This window comes from Burkholderiales bacterium (assembly GCA_035518095.1).
Lineage (GTDB): Bacteria > Pseudomonadota > Gammaproteobacteria > Burkholderiales > JAHFRG01 > JAHFRG01.
Genome location: DATIXX010000028.1, coordinates 56482 through 76013 on the forward strand (window position 1 = coordinate 56482; position 19532 = coordinate 76013).

Below are 19532 nucleotides of genomic sequence, written 5' to 3' on the forward strand. Positions count from 1 at the left end.
CTGAAAAAAGTGCCTCTGCAGCAACGGGAGCGTACTGCAAACACCCAGCTTACGCGCGTGCGGGAGGCCGGGACCGGCAGGTTTCCGCGGAGCAGTCTTATACCGCCTGGCCCATTTTGAATATTGGCAGGTACATGGCGATCACCAGGCCGCCGATCAGCGTGCCGAGCACCACCATGATCACTGGCTCCATCAGGCTGCTCAGCGCGTCTACTGCGTCATCCACCTCCCCCTCGTAGAAGTCCGCGACCTTGCTGAGCATATTGTCCAGTGCACCCGATTCTTCGCCGATCGCTACCATTTGCAACACCATGCTGGGGAAAACTCTGCTATTTTGCATTGCCACGGTGAGGCTGGTGCCCGTGCTGATTTCGTCCCTGATTTGCTTGGTGGCTTCGTAATAGACGAAATTGCCGGCAGCTCCCCCCACTGAATCCAGCGCTTCCACCAATGGCACGCCCGCGGCAAACATGGTGGCCAGTGTGCGGGCCCAGCGCGCAATTGTTGCTTTCTCGATCACCGCACCGATCACCGGGATCTTCAGCATCAACCGGTCCATGAAAAACTGCATTTTCTCGGAGCGCTTCCAGGTGTAGAAGAAGAACCAGATAACGAAACCGATTGTTCCGAAAATTGCGTACCAGTATTTGACGAAGTAGTCGGAAATCGCCATCACGATAAGAGTAGGCGCAGGAAGGTCCGCGCCGAAGCTGGAAAACAGGTCCTTGAACGCAGGAATGACGAAAATCATGATTATCGAAGTGATGATAAAGGCCACCACGATAATTGAGGTCGGATAAAACAATGCGGACTTGATCTTGCTTTTGATGGCGAGGATTTTTTCCTTGTACGTAGCAAGGCGGTCAAGCAACGTATCCAAAATGCCGGCCGCTTCCCCGGCGCCCACGAGATTGCAGAAAAGATTATCGAAGTACAGCGGGAATTTTCTGAATGCCTGGTTCAGGCTGCTACCCGTTTCCACATCGGTCTTGATGTCGAGCAGAAGTTTCGCCACAGCGGCGTTGCTGTGTCCCTTGCCGACGATATCAAAAGCCTGCAGCAGCGGCACGCCGGATTTCATCATGGTAGCAAGCTGCCGCGTGAACAGGGTAATGTCCTTTTCAGTGACTTTTCCGCGACCACCGCTTTGTTTCTTGACCCTGAGCACCTGGATGCCTTGGCGGCGCAGCTGAGCCCTGACTACGGCTTCCCCGCCGGCTCTCATCTGGCCGGAAACCGCCTTCCCGGCCTTGTCTTTGCCGTCCCAGGAAAACGTTAATTCTTTTACTTTGACGTCTTTTCTAGCGGTTGCCGCGATTGCCATGTCCTTCTCCTTAATGCCTGCCGATTTAAATTATCGCCATTTCGAGCAGCGGGTCATCCTACTTAATGCAGACTGCACGGACCTGGTGCATGTCGGTGAGTCCGGACAATACTTTTTGTATGCCGTCCTGCTTCAAGGTGCGCATGCCGTCTTCCAAGGCTGTAATAAGCATTTGTGCGACGTGTGCGTGCTCCTGGATATTTCGCTTCATAGCATCAGTACCGACCAGGAGTTCATGCAGACCAATGCGTCCGCGGTAGCCGGTACCGTCGCAATCGGCGCAACCTCCAGGTTCATAAATTGTAAATTGCCCGGTCGAGTCGGCAAACTGACTCGCCCAGTTCTGGTGAAGCTGCTTAAAGGCAGCGCGCGGATCTTTTTGCCAGGATTTCGTATTTTTCAGTTCTTCGCAATACTCCATGAGCAATAGCTTCAGTTCATCGCGGGTAACTATATGCGGCTTCTTGCACTTGCTGCACAGGCGCTTAGCCAGGCGTTGCGCGAGCACGCCCAACAACGCGTCGGAAAAGTTGAACGGGTCCATCCCCATATCCAGCAAGCGGATGATGGACTCCGGCGCACTGTTGGTGTGCAACGTGGCAAACACCAGGTGGCCGGTAAGCGAGGCCTCAATGCCGATGGAAACGGTTTCCTTGTCACGCATCTCACCTACCATGATCACATCCGGGTCGCAGCGTAAGAAAGAGCGCATAGCGACCGCAAACGTAAGCCCGGCTTTCGGGTTCATTTGCACTTGACGCAAGCCTTCCTGCGTAATTTCAACCGGGTCTTCCACGGTCCAAATCTTGGTTTCCGGGGTGTTGATGTAGCCCAGCACCGAGTGCAAGGTGGTGGTTTTACCCGAACCGGTGGGGCCGCACACAAAAAATAATCCGTAAGGCTTGGAGATCACTTCTTTTAGGGTCTTGAGATTGGCTGCGCTCAAGTCCAGTTGATCGAGCGGAATCGGCTTGCCCCCGCCCAGGATGCGCATTACCACATCTTCCATTCCGCCCTGGGTGGGACAGGTTGCTACGCGCAATTCGATATCCAGAGGAGCGAATTTCTTGAATTTGATCTTGCCGTCCTGCGGTTTTCTTTTTTCCGAGATGTCAAGATCGCACATGATTTTGATACGAGCGACCAACGCCTGGCGGTAATTGGGCGGAACCTCGAGGTAGGGTACTAATGAGCCGTCCTTGCGAAAACGAATCTTGGTTTTTTGTTTGCCCGGTCTGGGTTCGATATGAATGTCCGAAGCGCCCTGGTGATACGCGTCCACGATGACCTTGTTGACCAATCGGACCAGTTCATTGTCTGCCGCTGCGGAGGCGTCATCACCGAATTCACCTGCTGTATCCTCCTCGGGCGCGCCCGTTATTTCATCAATAGGAGGCGAATCCGTGTTAATCATTTTGGTCAGGCTGGCATCACCGGCCAAAGCACACTTGCTGATAAGTGGATCAAGTTTGTCATCTTCTACGACCACCACCGCGACCGTCAGCCCGGTCTTGAACTTGATTTCATCCAGCGCGGCTACATTGGTCGGATCGGAAAGCGCTACAAACAGGCGGTTGCCGCGCTTGTAAAGGGGCAAAGCGCGCTTGCTGCGCATGATATCGCCGTCGAGAACATCTCTGGGAAAATACTTTGGATCGACCGCGCCAAGGTCGAGCTGCGGAAAGCCGAAAGTCAGCGAAGCGAAATCGCAGACATCGCGGGCGCTAAGTTTCCCGGTCTGCAGCAATTGAGTCACGAAGCTTATACCGGAATTGTTGGCCTGAGCCTGGATGGATTCGGCGTCATTCTCTGGCAGACGTCTGTTTTGCACGAGGCTGCGTGCCAGACCGCTCAAGCTGCTTTGTATGTTGGCGACCATCTTTGCTCAATTGTGTGAAAATCATCACAAAAAACAAGTACAAATAATGCACTTGTCAATGTGCTTTGTAAAGGAACGATTCCTTAATACGGGATTCTTTTGGATTCCACGCCTTGTTGGGGGCGAATGCACACCACTTTGACCACCCGGTCCTGGGTTTGCACAATTTCCATCGGGTAGCCGGCGATTTTTAAGCTCGTGCCGGCTTCGGGGATATCTTGAAAGTGTTCGAGGATCAAACCGTTCAATGTCTTGGGCCCGTCCACCGGCAATTTCCAACCAAGCTTACGGTTAAGGTCGCGCAACAAGCTGCTGCCTTCAACCAGTACGCTGCCGTCCGTCTGCTCGTGTATGGTCAGGCTTTGGGCCGGCGACTGGGTGGTGAATTCGCCGATGATTTCTTCGAGGATGTCCTCAATGGTGACCAGCCCCATGAGCTCGCCATACTCGTCCACCACCAGCGCCATGCGGTCGTGCTTTTCCTGAAAATGTTGCAGTTGAGAAAATAGCGGCGTGTCCGCAGGAATAAAATACGCTTCACGCACCATCTCGCGCAGTCGCTCCGAACTCAGCTGTTGTTCCACGCTGAGGTTCAACGCCGTGCGCACGTGCAGAATGCCGATGATGTTGTCCATTTGCCCTTGGCAAACGGGAAGTCGGGTATGGTAGCAGGTGGCAAGCTGGCGTTTGATCACATCCAGCGGTGCGTCAATATCGATTGCTTCGATCTGACTGCGCGGCGTCATGACGTCGTTGACCGTGAAATTTTCCAGTTCAAACAGGTTTACCAAAATACTCTGGTGCTTTTGGGGAATAAAATGTCTGGCTTCCAGCACCAGCGTACGCAGTTCCTCCATGCTCAGCTTGTGGGTTTCGCTCGTGGGCCTGAAACGCGCCAGCCACAGCAAAGCGCGCGCGAAAAGATTGACGAACCACACCGCCGGGTAGGAGAGCTTGAGCAGCGGAGTAAGAATGTAACTTGCGGGCAGAGCGATGCGCTCCGGGTAGGACGCGCCCACGATTTTCGGCGTGATTTCGGCGAATACGAGCACCAGGAAAGTAATGCTTACCGTGCTCAGGCCCAGCACAACCTCGCTTTTGCCGAACAGCTGCACGGCGATGATGGTGCTGAGAGTCGTGGCGGCCGCATTGATCAGCGTGTTGCCGAGTAGAATCACGCCGAGCAACTTGTCGGTTTTAGCCAGCAGTTGCGAAGTCAGTCGCGCACTGCGATTGCCGAGTTTAACCTGATGCTTCAACCGGTAGCGGTTGAGCGCCATCATGCTGGTTTCAGAGATCGAGAAAAAAGCGGAAAGAACGATCAGAATAGCGAGCGCGCCGAACAACGCGCTTATGGGGATTTCTTCCAAGGGAATTCAGCGGCTGGAAATAAGATGATTTGAGTATCGGACGAGCGTACGCTTTTTGTCAAGTTGCGCCATCAGAACAATGCGTCATCGGCGCAGGATCACTTCCAGCACGAAGCTGCTGCCCACGTACGCGAGAACAAGCGCGATGAAACCCGCCCAGGTCCAACGCATCGCGGTCCGGCCGCGCCAGCCGTAAATTTTCCTGCCCCCGAGCAGTGCCGCGAATATCCCCCAGGAAATGAATGCAAAAAGCGTTTTGTGCGTGAATTGCGCAGGTTGGTGCAATAATTCTTGGGAAAACAACATGCCGCTCACGAGCGCCAAAGTAAGCAGCACGAAACCGGCGCTGATGACGCGAAACAGCAGGGTCTCCATGGTTAATAAAGGCGGCAATGTATGAAGCATTGCGGGCAGCGTGCCGTTATGCAGGCGCCGCTCCACCACCGTCGTTAATACAGCGTGCAATGCGGCGATGGTGAACAAGCTGTAAGCCAGCATCGAAAGTAGGAAATGTGCGGGAAACGCAAGCAGCCCGGTATTGGAAAGAATATGTTTAGTGGGTAACAACAAAGGCAGCAGAACGCACACAGCGGCAAGCGGAAGTACCAGCGCCTGCAGTCCTTCCAGGTTGGAAAAAAAACTTACCGTCCAGTAGATCAGCACAGTGAGCCATAAAATCGCGGAAACCGCATTTCCGACTCCAAGATTAAAGCCGGTTGCGGTGAACGTGGATTGGTAAAGCAGCGCGCCGTGCAAAGCCAGCGGAATCAGGACAATTATTTTTTCCCACTTTCGGATCTTCTCTTCATAGTCGCCGGCTTTAGCGGGCGCGGGCCGCCAGCGCGTGCGCCAGAAATGCACTCCGAGCAGTCCATAGAGCAGTGCAGTGATGAGATACGGTAAAATGGCTGGCATGCCGCAGCACGATGTGGTCGGTTAATTTTTTAAGTCTACCTCAACTTAGAGCGCCTAACATCATGAAACGAATAGTGCGACGGCGTCCCCGAGGGTTGCGGCCAAAAAGCGCGCCTGCTTTGTTGCTCGGCTTACCCGATGTCCCGGCATCGAATCGCGCCTCGCGTCGCGCATTCATCGCTTTTTGGCCTGCAACGCAAATCCGTTTCATGATGTTAGAGGCTCCTGCAGCACGAGGCATTACTGGGAGTTCCCGTGTTTGATAATCTGGCGCAGCGGTTATCGGGTGTCGTAAAAAACTTGCGCGGTCAGGCGCGCTTGACCGAAAGCAATATTCAGGACGCATTGCGCGATGTGCGCATCGCGCTGCTGGAAGCGGATGTGGCGCTGCCGGTGGTCAAGGACTTCCTCGGCCGGGTCAAGGAAAAAGCTCTTGGCCAGGAGGTGCTGACCAGCATTACCCCCGGGCAGGCGGTAATCGGCGTGGTGCATCGCGAATTGACGCATTTGATGGGCGAAACCGACGCCGCCATCAACCTCGCTGCCGCACCGCCCGCGGTTATATTGCTATCCGGCCTGCAAGGTTCGGGCAAAACCACCAGTGCTGCCAAGTTGGCGAAGCTCATTCGCGAGCAAATGAAAAAGAAAGTGTTGCTGGCAAGCTGCGACGTATACCGTCCCGCCGCAATTGAGCAGCTGCGGGTGTTGGCAAAGCAGATCCCGGTGGATTTTTTCCCGTCTGACGCAGGAATCAAACCGCTTTCCATTGCCGAAGGCGCGCTTGATTTCGCGCGCAAGCATTTCCATGATGTGCTGATAGTCGATACCGCGGGACGGCTGGCGATTGATGAAATCATGATGCGGGAGATCGGCGAACTGCATGCCGTGCTCAAGCCGGTGGAGACCTTGTTCGTTGTAGATGCGATGCAAGGTCAGGACGCGGTGAACACCGCCAAGGCGTTTGCCGAGGCATTGCCGCTTACCGGAATCGTGTTAACCAAGCTGGACGGAGATGCGCGTGGCGGGGCGGCGCTGTCCGTACGGTTTATCACCGGCAAGCCGATCAAGTTCGCCGGTACCGGCGAAAAGCTCGACGGGCTGGAAGCGTTTCATCCGGAGCGCATGGCGTCGCGCATACTTGGCATGGGCGATGTGCTTTCCCTGATCGAGGAAGTGCAACGCGGAGTGGACCGGGCCGCTGCGCAGAAAGTAGCGCAGAAAGTAAAGGAAGGCAAAGGTTTCGATCTCGACGATTTCAAGGCGCAGATTCAGCAAATGAAAAAAATGGGAGGATTCGGCAAACTTGTGGACAAGCTTCCCGGGCAGCTGGGTCAGGCGGTACAGGGAGCAAAAGTGGATGAAAAAGCGCTAGGACGCATCGAGGGTATCATCAATTCAATGACGCCGCAGGAACGTGCCCGACCGGAAATCCTCAAGGCTTCGCGCAAACGGCGCATTGCCGCCGGTGCCGGTGTCAGCGTACAGGAAGTAAACCGCCTGCTCACTCAGTTTGAGCAGGCACAGAAAATGATGAAGATGATGTCCAAAGGCGGATTGGACAAAATGATGCGGGGAATGAAGGGCATGTTCCCCGGTTTGCATTGATTCTCCTGGCGGGGGCGGCCCGGCGACTGGCTACTTTCTTTTGCTTGCCCAAAACAAAGCAGCCAAAGAAAAAGGCACCCTGCCTCACCGCCCCTTCGGCAAGCTCAGGGTCCCCAGCGTTCCGTGCCCAAATCGGGCGCTGCGCGACTCGCGCTTCGCGCGTGAAACGATCCTCGCCGATCTCCCATGCGTCCTTAAGATGCTCGCCAGCGCGACGTGGGACCAAACCCGAGTTTCCTTGCCAAGCAGTCGTAAGGCGGCGTAAAATCACGGCCTTCTCGATTTTTCAAGTGGAACAGCAATGGTCGTGATCCGACTATCTCGCGGAGGCGCCAAGAAGCGGCCGTTTTTTAACGTGGTGGTGGCGGATTCGCGCCGCGCGCGCGACGGCAAATTCATTGAGCGCATCGGATTTTACGACCCTATGGCGCCAGAAGGCCGTGAATCGTTGCGCATTCAGATGGACCGGGTAAACCACTGGCAGGGCCGCGGCGCCAAACTGAGCGATACCGTGGTCAGGCTTGTGAAGCGATTGGGTGCCCAAAAAGCCGCTTGAGAAGATGGTGGTGCTGGGGCGCATAACCGCCCCGTATGGTGTAAATGGCTGGGTGAAGATCCACCCCTACACGCAGACCATCGAGGGATTAACGCGCTACGCCACGTGGTGGCTGGGAAAAGAAGGCGACTGGCGCGAAACCGCAGTCATTGAAGCCAGACCTCAAGGGAAGGCCGCGGTGGCGAAGCTGCAAGGCTGCGAGGACCGCACGTCGGCCCAATCGCTCAAAAATAGTGAAATCGCCGTTCAGCGCAGCCAGTTGCCCTCAGTCAGGAAAGGTCAGTATTACTGGGTAGATTTAATCGGTCTTGAGGTCGTAAACCTCAAAGGTGAGGCGCTGGGGGTGGTTGACGAGCTTTTTGCCACGGGGGCCAACGACGTATTGCGGGTGCAGGGTGAACGCGAGCGCCTGATACCTCTTATTCCGCAAGTGGTGCGCGAAGTCAATCTGGATGCCGCGTTGATACGGGTCGATTGGGAGCTGGACTACTAAGCCAGACACGACTTAAGTGATGCTCTTCGATGCGATAAGTCTTTTCCCGCAGATGTTCGAGGCGCTCACTGAATACGGAATCACGCGGCGCGCTCGGGAAGAAGGGCATTACCGGCTTAAAGTCTGGAATCCGCGCCAGTTCACCGCCGACAATTATCATACGGTGGACGACCGGCCCTACGGGGGCGGACCGGGGATGGTGATGCTGGCGCAGCCGCTGGAAGACGCGATTAATGCGGCTAGGCAGCATCAAAATCAAGCGGGTGTTGAAAAGACCCGGGTCATTTATTTATCTCCGCAGGGCGCGGTGTTGAGCCACGGTCTGGTTGCGGAACTGGCAAAAAGCCCGGGACTGATTTTGCTGGCAGGCCGTTATGAGGGCGTCGATGAGCGCCTGATTTCGCGCACTGTGGATAAGGAAATCTCGCTTGGCGATTATGTGCTCTCGGGCGGGGAATTGGCGGCGATCGTGCTTATGGATTGCGTGATCAGGCAGCTTCCCGGCGTCCTGGGCGATGCGCAATCGGCGCAACAGGATTCATTTGTGAACGGATTACTGGATTGCCCGCAATACACGCGGCCTGAAGTGTATGCGGGGATGGAAGTGCCGGCGGTTTTGCTCTCAGGCCATCACGCGCAAATAACCCGCTGGCGGCTGAAGCAAATGTTGGGCAGAACCTGGCTCAGGCGCCGCGATCTTCTCGAGAAGCGCGGGATGAGCGCAGAGGAACAAAAGTTGCTCGCGGAATTCAAAGCGGAACATAACAAGGACTAGGACATGGACCTGATTAGACAGCTTGAAGCCGAGGAAATGAAAAAGCTCGGCAAAGACATTCCTGATTTCGCGCCCGGCGATACCGTGGTCGTGAATGTCAATGTGATGGAAGGTGACCGCAAACGCACACAGGCGTATGAGGGCATGGTTGTGGCCAAGCGCAACCGCGGCATTAATTCCTCGTTCACCGTGCGCAAAGTTTCCTCCGGCGAAGGGGTGGAGCGGAGTTTCCAGACTTTTTCGCCCTTGATTGCCAGCATTGAGATCAAGCGCAAGGGCGATGTCAGCCGCGCCAAGCTTTACTATCTGCGCAAGCGTGCCGGAAAGGCGGCGCGAATCCGCGAGAAACTCGCCAGCCAGGAAATGCTGGAATCGGGACAGGAAACGGCTCCGGCTCGCGAGCAATAATTCTGCATTGAGTGTCTGAAACCCCGGCATGAGTGCCGGCGCGTTGTTTTCCAGTCTGGGGACTCCCCGAAGAAGCTATTGTAGTTTCAGCATTGCTGCGCTATCTTTTGCGCATGCAGCAAATCGAATTGAATGGTGCCTACCAGGCGCGGCTGGCAACGCCTTTTGCAGTACTGGGCATACGCCATGGCGGCGACTACTTGACCGGGATTGAATTCCTGCCGCGCAAAACCCGGCCGCTTTCCCCGCAAACCCGCTTCGCAGAAAAAGTAAGCAAGCAGCTTGAAGCCTACCTTGGTGACCCCGACGTTCATTTCGATTTACCGCTGCGCCTGAACGGCACCGCCTTCCAGCGCCGCGTTTGGCAGGCCATTATGCAAATTCCGCGCGGGCGCACACTTTCCTATGGCGAGCTTGCGCGCCAGCTTTTTTCCGGACCGCGCGCGGTGGGACAGGCGTGCGGCGCCAATCCGATCTGCATCATCGTCCCCTGCCACCGCGTGCTCGGCAGTGGAAATCTCGGCGGCTTCATGCGAAGCGACGCGGGTGATCCGCTGGCGATCAAACGCTGGCTGCTTGATCATGAGCGAAGTTGAGGAAAACCTGCTCGATGAGTTTTGCGATTCCCTGTGGCTGGAAGACGGTCTTGCGCGCAATACCCTGGAGAGTTACCGCAGCGATTTGTTGAAATTCGCCCAGTGGCTGCGCCAAAGGAGTCTTAAATCGCTGCTCGAAACGCGGCAGCAGGATGTGGAAGGATATCTTGCGCATCAAGTCCTGGTCGCCAAAGCCAGAGCGCGCACCACCAGCCGCGCGCTTTCCAGCCTGAAGCGCTTTTTCCGTTTTGAAATGCGCCAGGGAAAAATCCCGGCCGATCCCACGCTGCGCATTGACTCGCCCAAACTTCCGCGTGGATTGCCCAAGTCCCTGACCGAAGACGATGTCGAATCGCTACTGAACGCGCCGCGGACCGAAAACCGCTTGGGACTGCGCGACAAGACCATGCTGGAAACGCTCTATGCCAGCGGTTTGCGTGTTTCCGAGTTGGTGGGCTTGAAGATTCCGCAAGTGAGTCTGGATATGGGCGTGGTGCGGGTTATGGGCAAGGGCTCCAAGGAGAGGCTGGTGCCGCTCGGTGAAGAAGCGCTTGACTGGATTCACCGCTATCTGAGAGAAGCGCGCCCCGATCTGCTGAACGGAAAAGCGAGCGATGCGCTGTTTGTGACTGCGCGTGGTCAGCCGATGACGCGTCAGGGGTTCTGGCACCTGCTGCGCCGCTATTGCGCGCAGGCAGGGCTTGCAACATCCATCTCACCGCATACGTTGCGGCATGCGTTTGCCACACACATGCTGAATCACGGGGCGGATTTGCGCGTTGTGCAAATGCTCCTCGGGCATGCCGATATTTCCACTACGCAGATTTATACGCATGTGGCGCGCGAACGCCTGAAACAGCTCCACGCCAAGCACCATCCGCGCGGCTAGCGGCGCTAATCCTTGTTTCCTCGTTCGATGGTAACGCCCAGCCGTTTGATGCCGCGCATGAGGCCCAATTTGGCGACGCTGACCTTGACCCACGGCGCGCCGAATTCATTCATAATCAATTGCGCGAGATGCTCCGCCAGTCTCTCGAGCAGCGAGTAATGCTTTTCGGCCAAGGTTTCGCGCAAGCGCGCCACGACTTTGCCGTAGTCAATGGTGTCGGCGATGGCGTCGCTCTGATAAACCTTGGCTCGCGGAATGCCGATCTCCAGATCGAGCTGAATGGTTTGCGGGACTTTGCGCTCCCATTCATAAATTCCGATCAGTGTTTCGACTTTGAATTCGTGTATAAAGATAATGTCCATGCGGCGGCGGTCGCGGTTGAGTCGGGCTTGGCAAGGCGGGATTAGCGGATTGTAAAATATTTGATATGGCCACGATAGTTTTTATTGTTATAGCATACCTGATCGGTTCGATATCGTTTGCGGTGCTCACCAGCCTTGTTTTCAGGATGCCGGATCCGCGCACCTACGGCTCGAAAAACCCAGGCGCTACCAATGTGCTGCGCAGTGGCAAGAAAGTTGTTGCGGCTTTGACTTTACTTGGTGATGCGGCAAAAGGTTGGCTTGCGGTGTATCTCGCACAGCGCTTCGCGCCGCAGTACGGCCTGGACGGTGTAACGATTACCGCGGTCGCCATGGCGGTCGTTCTGGGCCATTCGTATTCCGTGTTTCTGCGCTTTCACGGCGGCAAGGGGGTGGCGACCACCGGCGGCGTGCTGCTCGCGCTCAATTTGTGGCTGGTCGTTTCGGCGCTTGCAACTTGGCTCATCATCGCTTTCATCACGCGCATCTCGTCCATCGCAGCGCTGGTCGCGGCCGGACTAACACCGTTTTATGCGGTCTATATTTTCGGTTGGGACATGCGTTCCGTGACAGTGCTGGTGATATGCCTGTTTCTTATCTGGCGCCACCAATCGAACATTCGCAAATTGATTGCCGGCACTGAACCGTCTTTTCACAAAGAATAAATCGCCGCGAGTTTAGCGCGCTGAATCTCCTCAAGCGACTTCCGACAGCTCGAGATCCCAACGCGGCTTCACGCTGAAATCGTCGGAACCCGGAGCCCTGAATTTTGTAGCGTCCTGTTGCAGGCGCATGGCTCCGGCAAACGCGATCATCGCACCGTTGTCGGTGCAAAATTCCAGCTCAGGATAAAACGTCCGGATTCCCCGGCGAGCAGCTTGCTGCGAAAGGCTGTCGCGCAATTTGCGGTTGGCGCCCACTCCGCCCGCCACCACCAGTTGGCGCAGTCCGCTTTGTTCCAGTGCCGCGAGAGACTTGGCAATGAGCACATCGACGATCGCCGCTTCAATTGCCGCCGCGAGGTCGGCGCGGGTTTGTTCGTCGAGATCCGCGCCGCGAATTACGGTCAGCACCGCGGTCTTCAAACCGCTGAAGCTGAAATCAAGGTCGCCGCTATGCAACATCGGCCTCGGCAATTTGAAGCGGCGGGAATCCCCTTGCTGCGCAAGTTTCGCCAGCGCCGGTCCGCCGGGATAGCTAAGGCCCAGGAGTTTGGCGGTTTTGTCGAATGCTTCGCCCGCGGCATCATCCACGGTTTCCCCCAAAAGAACGTACTCGCCCACACCGGAAACCTGCATTAACTGGGTGTGTCCACCGGAGACCAGCAGCGCGATAAAAGGAAATTCAGGCGCTGGACGCGACAGCAAGGGCGAAAGCAAATGTCCTTCGAGGTGATGAACGCCGAGTGCCGGCTTGTTGAGCGCAAATCCCAGCGCTGTGGCGATGCTCGCGCCCACCAGAAGTGCTCCCACCAGGCCCGGTCCGCGGGTATAGGCAATGGCGTCGAGCTCGTTAAGAGCGACGCCGGAGCGGCCTAGAACCTGGCGAATGAGCGGCAGCACGCGGCGGATATGGTCACGGGAAGCGAGCTCCGGCACGACGCCGCCATACGGTGAATGCAGGGCTGATTGCGAATACAGGGCGTGCGCGAGCAGGCCCCGTTCGCTGTCGTAGATCGCGATTCCGGTTTCATCGCACGATGTTTCGATACCGAGAACTCGCATGTCGCAATTGCTGTCACAAAAATGTAATTATACTTTCCTAAAGTACTGGACGCTTGCTATAATGGGCAGTTTGTTAATTTGGACCAATTACTTATTTCATGCCAAGTATCAGAGTCAAGGAAAATGAGCCGTTTGAAGTCGCGATGCGCCGTTTCAAGCGTTCGATTGAAAAAACCGGACTGCTGACTGAATTGCGAGCCCGCGAATTTTATGAAAAGCCCACGGCCGAGCGCAAGCGCAAACTTGCCGCTGCGGTAAAGCGCCATTACAAGCGTTTGCGCAGCCAACTACTGCCGCCGAAACTGTATTAATCCGCCCGGAGCAGCGCCGCTGCAGTCCTGGCGCGCTATATCCACCACGCTTACCGCTCACCGCTATCAGCTTACCACTCGCCGTTTACCACTTAGCGCTTACTGTTTACCACACGCTGACCCATGCTGCTAAAGGATCGCATTACCGAAGACATGAAAGCCGCGCTGCGCGCCAAGGACGGCGCGCGCTTGTCCGCGATTCGTCTGCTGATGGCCGCGATTAAGCAGCGTGAAGTGGATGAACGCATCACGCTTGGAGATCCCGAAGTGGTGAGCGTGATAGAAAAAATGCTCAAGCAACGCCGCGATTCGATACAACAATTCGAAGCAGCCGGTAGAAAAGATCTCGCGGATACTGAGAAATTCGAAGTAACGGTGTTGCAGGCCTACATGCCCAAGGCCTTGAGCGAAGCCGAAGTGGAAGCGGCAGTGGCGGAAGCGGTCGGCGCAAGCGGCGCCAAAGGCATGCAGGATATAGGTAAAGTCATGGCTTTGCTCAAGCCTAAACTTGCGGGCCGCGCCGACATGGGCAAGGTTTCTGCTCTGGTCAAAGCGAGATTGGGCTCCACGACAAACTAGAAGCGCCGGGCTCAGCAAAAAGCATTCCCGTTTACTTGGTTCGTCGCCCGTTTAAGAAATTTCTTAGAGCAAATAGCGGCGTAAAAGTATCCTATAATTGCAATTGTTTGGACATTTTTGGATATTGCCGGATGCCGAATAGCTTGGCGATCGCACCATCCTCGATCCCGCCTTCATGATCGCGCAAGGTTTTATACGGGATTTACTCCACCGCCTGGATATCGTTGCCGTAGTTGAGCGCCACATCCCGCTCAAAAAGGCCGGCGCGAACTTCGTCGCCCGCTGCCCGTTTCACAACGAGAAAACGCCTTCCTTCACGGTGAGCCCGACCAAGCAGTTTTACCACTGTTTCGGCTGCGGCGCGCACGGCAATGCTATCGATTTTGTGATGGAGCAAACCGGCATGGGCTTTGCCGACGCAGTGCGCGATCTTGCCGCAAGCGTCGGGATGAAAGTGGTTGAGGACAGGCCCGATGCGCCGCGGCGCAAACGCGACGACGGTGTGGATTTGCCGGCATCGCTGCTGCAGGCCGCACAATACTATAAAAACGCGCTGAAGCAATCTGAGGCTGCTATTGCCTACCTGAAAAAGCGCGGATTGACCGGTGAAATCGCAGCCCACTACGGCATCGGCTATGCGCCGCCGGCATGGCAGAATCTTGCGTCGGTATTTGCCGATTACCAGGACAAAGCGCTGCTTGCGACAGGTTTGGTGAAACAGAGCGAAGAGGGCCGACGCTACGATATATTCCGCGACCGCATCATGTTCCCGATTTGGAATGAGCGCGGCGCGATCATTGGTTTTGGCGGGCGCATACTGGAAAGGGAAGCGTCCTCGGACAAGGCCGAGGAGGGTCCCAAGTATCTCAATTCCCCCGAGACGCCGTTGTTTGAAAAAGGCCGCGAGCTTTACGGGCTGTTCCAGGCACGCAAAGCAATTCGCGAGGCGGGCAAAGTGGTCGTTGTCGAGGGTTACATGGACGTCGTGGCACTTGCCCAACACGGTGTTGGTTACGCGGTTGCTACATTAGGAACGGCGACCACCGGCACGCATGTGCAAAAACTTCTGCGTTATTCCGACAATGTGGTGTTTTGTTTCGACGGCGACGATGCCGGGCGACGCGCCGCCTGGCGCGCGCTCGAAAACAGCCTGTCACAGATTACGGATGGAACAAACATATGCTTCCTGTTTCTTCCGCAAGGTGAAGACCCGGACAGCTTTATTCGGAAAAACGGCAAGCAAGGCTTCGAAAAATTGCTGCGCGAAGCGCTCCCGCTTTCTGCGTTCATGCTGCGCGAACTCAGCGGCCGGGTGACCCTGAAAAGCGAGGAAGGCCGCGCGCGTTTCCTGCAAAGCGCCAAGCCATTATTGACCCGAATCACGGCGCCGGCGCTGGGACTGATGCTCAGGAAACGTTTGGCCGAACTCGCCGGGGTGAGCCAAAGTGAACTGGAAGCGCTTTATCAGATCAAAGTTCAAGCAAGACCGCAGGTGCCGCAGAAGTTAGCTCGCAAGACGCCTTCTCTAGCCCGGAAAATCCTGCAGCTGTTGCTCTATCAGCCCCGGCTCGCTGTTAATTTTGATGCGGTCCTGCCGGATTCGCCGCATAACGAATTCCAGGCCCTGAAACAATTGCTTGAATTTATGGGCAATGACCCGCATATGCAGCATGCAGCGGTGATAATCGAGTATTTCCGCGGCACGGCCCATGAAGCGCTGGTGCGCGAGGTGGGTCGGGAGCTTTTTATGTGGGAAGAGAGAAAGCTGGGCGATGAAGATTTGGCCCGCGAGTTTGCCGGTGCGCTGGACCAGTTGCGGGAACTGGAACGCAATTCGAAGATCGATGCATTACGCAGCAAATCCCAAAGGGAAGCGCTGACCAGCGACGAAAAACGCGTTTATCAGCAATTACTTAAGCGCGAGCCGGCGACGGCAGGAGATCGGAAAAGCAGTGAGGTTTAGGATATAATCCGAAGGTTTTTTTATTTTGGCGAGAGCGAAAAACATGGCGAAAGAGAGCGAAAAGCCTCAGCCACAGATCATCGACGCGGAAGCGCGGCGCATGCGGCTGAAAAATCTTATCGTCCTGGGTAAGGAGCGCGGCTATCTGACCTACGCGGAAATCAACGACCACCTGCCTGACGACATGCTGGATGCGGAGCAGATCGAAAACATCATCAGCATGATAAACGACATGGGCATCGCCGTGTATGACGAGGCGCCCGATGCCGAGGCGCTGCTGATGTCCGACGCCACGCCGCCGGTCGCAGATGAAGACGTAGTGGAGGAAGCCGAAGCGGCGCTTTCCACGGTGGACTCCGAATTCGGACGCACCACCGACCCGGTGCGGATGTACATGCGCGAAATGGGCTCGGTGGAATTGCTTACGCGCGAAGGCGAAATCGAGATTGCCAAGCGCATCGAGGACGGCCTCAAGCACATGATTCAGGCGATTTCAGCCTGCCCGACCACCATCGCCGAAATTCTCGATTTGTCCGCGCAGATTGAACGGGGCGAATTGCGCGTTGATGAAGTCATTGACGGTCTGATTGACGCCGAAACCAACGAAGTCATCGGCGCCGATATTTCCGCGGTAGATCCGGCGGACGAAGACGACGAAGAAAGCGAAGAAGACGCCGAAGCCGAAGCCGCGCGCGCCAATGAGAGCCTCGAGCTATTGAAAACCAAGGCGCTGGAGCGGTTTGCTGTGATCGAGCAAGCCTACACCAAGATGCAGCAGGTGCTGACAAAGAAAGGCCCGCGCCACCGCTCGTACAAGGATCTGCAGGATAGGATTTCCGAGGAGCTGATGGCGATCCGCTTTTCCGCCAAGCAGGTGGAGGCTCTGTGCGACAGCTTGCGCTGGCTGGTTGACGAAGTGCGCAGCTACGAGCGCGAGATCATGGAACTGTGCGTGAACAAGGCGGGCATGCCGCGCCCCTATTTCATTAAGACGTTCCCCGGCAACGAGGATAATCTCACCTGGGTGCAAAGCGAAGTCGTCGGGCGCAAACCCTACAGCGAAGCCCTGGGCCGCTACGAGGCGGCAATCGTCGAGCTGCAGAATCTGCTGCTGGAACTGCAAGCCAAAGTCGGCATCCCGATCAAGGAACTCAAGGAAATTAATCGCCAGATGTCCACCGGCGAGGCCAAGGCGCGCCGCGCCAAACGCGAAATGACCGAAGCGAATTTGCGGCTGGTTATTTCCATCGCCAAGAAATATACCAATCGCGGACTGCAGTTCCTCGATCTCATCCAGGAAGGCAACATCGGCTTGATGAAAGCGGTCGATAAATTCGAATACCGCCGGGGCTACAAGTTTTCAACGTATGCGACCTGGTGGATTCGCCAGGCGATAACGCGCTCCATCGCGGATCAGGCGCGCACCATCCGCATCCCGGTGCACATGATCGAGACCATCAACAAGATGAACCGGATCTCGCGCCAGATTCTGCAGGAGACCGGACAAGAGCCGGATCCGGCGACGCTGGCCGAAAAAATGGAGATGCCGGAAGAAAAAATCCGCAAGATTCTCAAGATTTCCAAAGAGCCGATTTCGATGGAAACGCCGATCGGCGACGACGACGATTCGCATCTGGGCGATTTCATCGAAGACGCGGCCACCATGGCGCCCAACGATGCGGCGGTCTATGCCAGTTTGCGCAATGTCACCAAGGACGTGCTGGATACGCTCACACCGCGCGAAGCCAAGGTGTTGCGCATGCGCTTTGGAATAGAAATGAACACCGACCACACTCTGGAAGAAGTCGGCAAGCAATTCGACGTCACGCGCGAGCGCATCCGGCAGATAGAAGCCAAGGCGCTGAGGAAGCTGCGTCATCCTTCGCGCTCGGAGCGTCTGCGCAGTTTCCTCGATCAGGAAAGTTCATAATAACGTTCGTCTCCCGTCTGTTCTCGTCCACGCGGGTCTGTAGCTCAGTTGGTTAGAGCAGGGGACTCATAATCCCTTGGTCGCTGGTTCGAGTCCAGCCGGACCCACTCTAGAAACCGCTTGCAACTAATTGCAACAAAATTTATAAAAACCAGGGCAGTCGCAACCACACCAAAAAGCGAGACTAGCCAGTTCAATACGTAAAACGGGGGGAAAATGCAGTTCCTGATGCGTGACGATGAAGTTTTTCTAATTTATTTTTTAATCATTTCCGGGGAATTTTAGGAGTGCTTGCAATAATAAGCGGTATGATGTGCCGCCCCGGAGATGCCATCGAACCGGAGCGGGCTCGCGCTAACTTGAATGCAAGAAGGGGGCGGGATTGATAAAAGAAGTTGCAAAACAAAGTGTTACGCTCCAAATCCCGACCATCGCCAACCAAATCCGGTGAGCACGCTGGGCTCGGCCCGGTGCTTTCTGCAGCTGCGACATCTACTACAAGTTCACTACATTCGCGTCAAATAGGGTAATTGGCTATTAAGTCCACTGCCCCGGAAATTCTTCTTGACCCCAGTTCGGTCAAGCCTATGATAAATATAAATAAATATTCATCAATAGGATTTGACGCGACCAATGCCCGGACCGCTGCTCTCGTGCAGAATTCACTACAATCAATACAATCAATACAATCAATGCTACATTGATTTTGTAGACATTGATGCCCGCGACCTGAGTAAGAGCGTTAAAGAACGCCTCGCAATCCCGGTTCCGATGTTTGATTCTTTTGCCGACCCGGAGCCGCATAATTTCCCGACCGACAAGTGGCTTCTCTCGAGTGCGCTTCAGAAGCTGGTTCGCAGAGGCCTGCCAGAACGAGCCGTTGAGATCGCACTGGCACTGCATGCGCTTGATCCTCATTACTTACCGAAGCGTTTGCCAATAATTGCTTTTGAGGACGTGGGCATCGGCAATCTTGAAGCGTGCTTCGATACTTTGCACCTGTTTGGAACGCGACGTTTCCCGGCGAAAACCGGCGATTTGGACCAGCGCAAATTGCTGGCAAACCTCGTCTATCGTCTTGCTCGGTCAGTCAAGTCACGAGCGGCTTGCGACATTTTATGTCTGGCACTTGCCAATTCCGAGCTGAAAACTGCAACAGAATTGGCCAACTCCGGTGCAGAAAATCTGATAAGTCTAGCGGCTGACCGGAAAGCAGCGGATGTAACTCGGGCACTGGCGCTGTACTTACTATGCGGAAGAAGCGTAGGGAACAAGGGCCCGTATCGAACACTTCCTCGATTCAATGCAGATGTACTCAATGCCTTGATCGAGAAGCTCGAACTTCCCTCAGTTATTGCTTGGATGCTAATTAAGGGGCGTAACAGGACTGGACTGGCAGCGATGCTGCCACTTGCTTGGGAAGCTATTGCCGAAGGTGTCGCGGGTTTGGAAGTTAAGCGGCTTCCAGATGACGATTCGAAGGCACTTGCCGAGAAGCAGATTTTAGGCGTACCTGCATGTGCAGCAGACATGTACACTCGAGTTGGCCGGCAGGCGATTATGTGGTTTTCGGAAGTGGTCAAACGGGAGTACCGCGGTTTTTTTGAAGCATTTCCGGAAATAATCAATCATTCGAACTTGCTTGGGATGGCGATTTTCCATTTCGAGGGTTCAAGACTAGGTCGTTGGCTAGAAAACGAGACGATTGCCAAATACCGGGAGCACGTTGAACGAGCAGAGTTGCAGGCGCTAGGGGTGCCCGACCCAGAGTCCCACCAAGAGCTTTATCAGATTCTGGAAACCGAGCGTCAGTTACTCTGGCAAATCCGTAAGGCTCATCTGTACGTAGCTTT

At 55.5% G+C, this 19532-nt stretch carries 19 protein-coding genes and 1 tRNA gene; 14 read left to right on the top strand and 6 right to left on the bottom strand.

The window, feature by feature from the left end:
* Positions 1 to 97 precede the first annotated feature (97 nt).
* The 4 genes from VLV32_05290 to ccsA all read right to left on the bottom strand — a co-directional run bounded on the left by VLV32_05290 (position 98) and on the right by ccsA (position 5488).
* Complete coding sequence (locus VLV32_05290) at positions 98 to 1324, bottom strand: type II secretion system F family protein (protein ID HUL41303.1); 1227 nt, start codon at positions 1322 to 1324, stop codon at positions 98 to 100.
* Positions 1325 to 1382: 58 nt separating this feature from the next.
* Positions 1383 to 3203, bottom strand: a complete 1821-nt coding sequence (locus VLV32_05295) for an ATPase, T2SS/T4P/T4SS family (protein ID HUL41304.1) — start codon at positions 3201 to 3203, stop codon at positions 1383 to 1385.
* 83 nt (positions 3204 to 3286) lie between these two features.
* Positions 3287 to 4573: an HlyC/CorC family transporter gene (locus VLV32_05300; GenBank protein ID HUL41305.1), complete on the bottom strand. Its 1287-nt coding sequence runs from the start codon at positions 4571 to 4573 to the stop codon at positions 3287 to 3289.
* Positions 4574 to 4657: 84 nt separating this feature from the next.
* On the bottom strand, positions 4658 to 5488 hold the full coding sequence (gene ccsA / locus VLV32_05305; GenBank protein HUL41306.1) for a cytochrome c biogenesis protein CcsA: 831 nt from the start codon (positions 5486 to 5488) through the stop codon (positions 4658 to 4660).
* Between the two features lie 255 nt (positions 5489 to 5743).
* Between ccsA and ffh the strand changes: the two genes are divergently transcribed.
* From ffh to xerD, 7 genes are all read left to right on the top strand, one after another.
* The gene (gene ffh / locus VLV32_05310; GenBank protein ID HUL41307.1) at positions 5744 to 7093 is read left to right on the top strand and encodes a signal recognition particle protein; all 1350 of its coding nucleotides are present in this window, start codon (positions 5744 to 5746) and stop codon (positions 7091 to 7093) included.
* Between the two features lie 301 nt (positions 7094 to 7394).
* Entirely contained in the window at positions 7395 to 7649 is a 255-nt protein-coding gene (rpsP, locus tag VLV32_05315) for a 30S ribosomal protein S16 (GenBank protein ID HUL41308.1), read from the top strand.
* Positions 7630 to 8142, top strand: coding sequence for a ribosome maturation factor RimM (rimM, locus tag VLV32_05320; protein HUL41309.1), 513 nt, complete (start codon positions 7630 to 7632; stop codon positions 8140 to 8142). Before rpsP ends, rimM begins: the two co-directional genes overlap by 20 nt.
* Positions 8143 to 8161: 19 nt before the next feature.
* A complete protein-coding gene (gene trmD / locus VLV32_05325) occupies positions 8162 to 8917 on the top strand; it encodes a tRNA (guanosine(37)-N1)-methyltransferase TrmD (protein HUL41310.1) in 756 nt (251 codons plus the stop codon).
* Positions 8918 to 8920: 3 nt separating this feature from the next.
* The gene (rplS, locus tag VLV32_05330; protein ID HUL41311.1) at positions 8921 to 9325 is read left to right on the top strand and encodes a 50S ribosomal protein L19; all 405 of its coding nucleotides are present in this window, start codon (positions 8921 to 8923) and stop codon (positions 9323 to 9325) included.
* Between the two features lie 32 nt (positions 9326 to 9357).
* Positions 9358 to 9921, top strand: coding sequence for a methylated-DNA--[protein]-cysteine S-methyltransferase (locus VLV32_05335; GenBank protein ID HUL41312.1), 564 nt, complete (start codon positions 9358 to 9360; stop codon positions 9919 to 9921).
* The gene (gene xerD, locus VLV32_05340; GenBank protein HUL41313.1) at positions 9908 to 10810 is read left to right on the top strand and encodes a site-specific tyrosine recombinase XerD; all 903 of its coding nucleotides are present in this window, start codon (positions 9908 to 9910) and stop codon (positions 10808 to 10810) included. The genes VLV32_05335 and xerD overlap by 14 nt, the downstream gene beginning before the upstream one ends.
* A 5-nt stretch (positions 10811 to 10815) precedes the next feature.
* On the opposite strand, the gene VLV32_05345 is transcribed toward xerD, so the two are convergent.
* The gene (locus tag VLV32_05345) at positions 10816 to 11172 is read right to left on the bottom strand and encodes a dihydroneopterin aldolase (GenBank protein ID HUL41314.1); all 357 of its coding nucleotides are present in this window, start codon (positions 11170 to 11172) and stop codon (positions 10816 to 10818) included.
* A gap of 65 nt (positions 11173 to 11237) precedes the next feature.
* On the opposite strand from VLV32_05345, the gene plsY reads away from it, so the two are divergent.
* Entirely contained in the window at positions 11238 to 11837 is a 600-nt protein-coding gene (plsY, locus tag VLV32_05350) for a glycerol-3-phosphate 1-O-acyltransferase PlsY (protein ID HUL41315.1), read from the top strand.
* 30 nt (positions 11838 to 11867) lie between these two features.
* Here the strand turns inward: plsY and tsaD are convergent, their stop codons facing one another.
* The gene (gene tsaD / locus VLV32_05355; protein ID HUL41316.1) at positions 11868 to 12896 is read right to left on the bottom strand and encodes a tRNA (adenosine(37)-N6)-threonylcarbamoyltransferase complex transferase subunit TsaD; all 1029 of its coding nucleotides are present in this window, start codon (positions 12894 to 12896) and stop codon (positions 11868 to 11870) included.
* A gap of 98 nt (positions 12897 to 12994) precedes the next feature.
* On the opposite strand from tsaD, the gene rpsU reads away from it, so the two are divergent.
* From rpsU to VLV32_05385, 6 genes are all read left to right on the top strand, one after another.
* Positions 12995 to 13207: a 30S ribosomal protein S21 gene (gene rpsU / locus VLV32_05360; protein ID HUL41317.1), complete on the top strand. Its 213-nt coding sequence runs from the start codon at positions 12995 to 12997 to the stop codon at positions 13205 to 13207.
* 123 nt (positions 13208 to 13330) lie between these two features.
* Positions 13331 to 13786 carry a GatB/YqeY domain-containing protein gene (locus VLV32_05365; protein ID HUL41318.1) on the top strand — a complete coding sequence of 152 codons (456 nt, stop codon included), beginning with the start codon at positions 13331 to 13333 and terminating at the stop codon, positions 13784 to 13786.
* A gap of 175 nt (positions 13787 to 13961) precedes the next feature.
* Entirely contained in the window at positions 13962 to 15749 is a 1788-nt protein-coding gene (gene dnaG, locus VLV32_05370) for a DNA primase (GenBank protein HUL41319.1), read from the top strand.
* 43 nt (positions 15750 to 15792) lie between these two features.
* Positions 15793 to 17679 (top strand): RNA polymerase sigma factor RpoD, encoded by a 1887-nt coding sequence (gene rpoD, locus VLV32_05375; protein HUL41320.1) that lies wholly within the window; start codon positions 15793 to 15795, stop codon positions 17677 to 17679.
* 33 nt (positions 17680 to 17712) lie between these two features.
* Positions 17713 to 17786: transfer RNA gene (locus VLV32_05380), tRNA-Ile, on the top strand.
* A 526-nt stretch (positions 17787 to 18312) separates the two neighbouring features.
* Positions 18313 to 19532: hypothetical protein (locus VLV32_05385; protein HUL41321.1), on the top strand; the 1220-nt coding region annotated here is incomplete at its 3' end.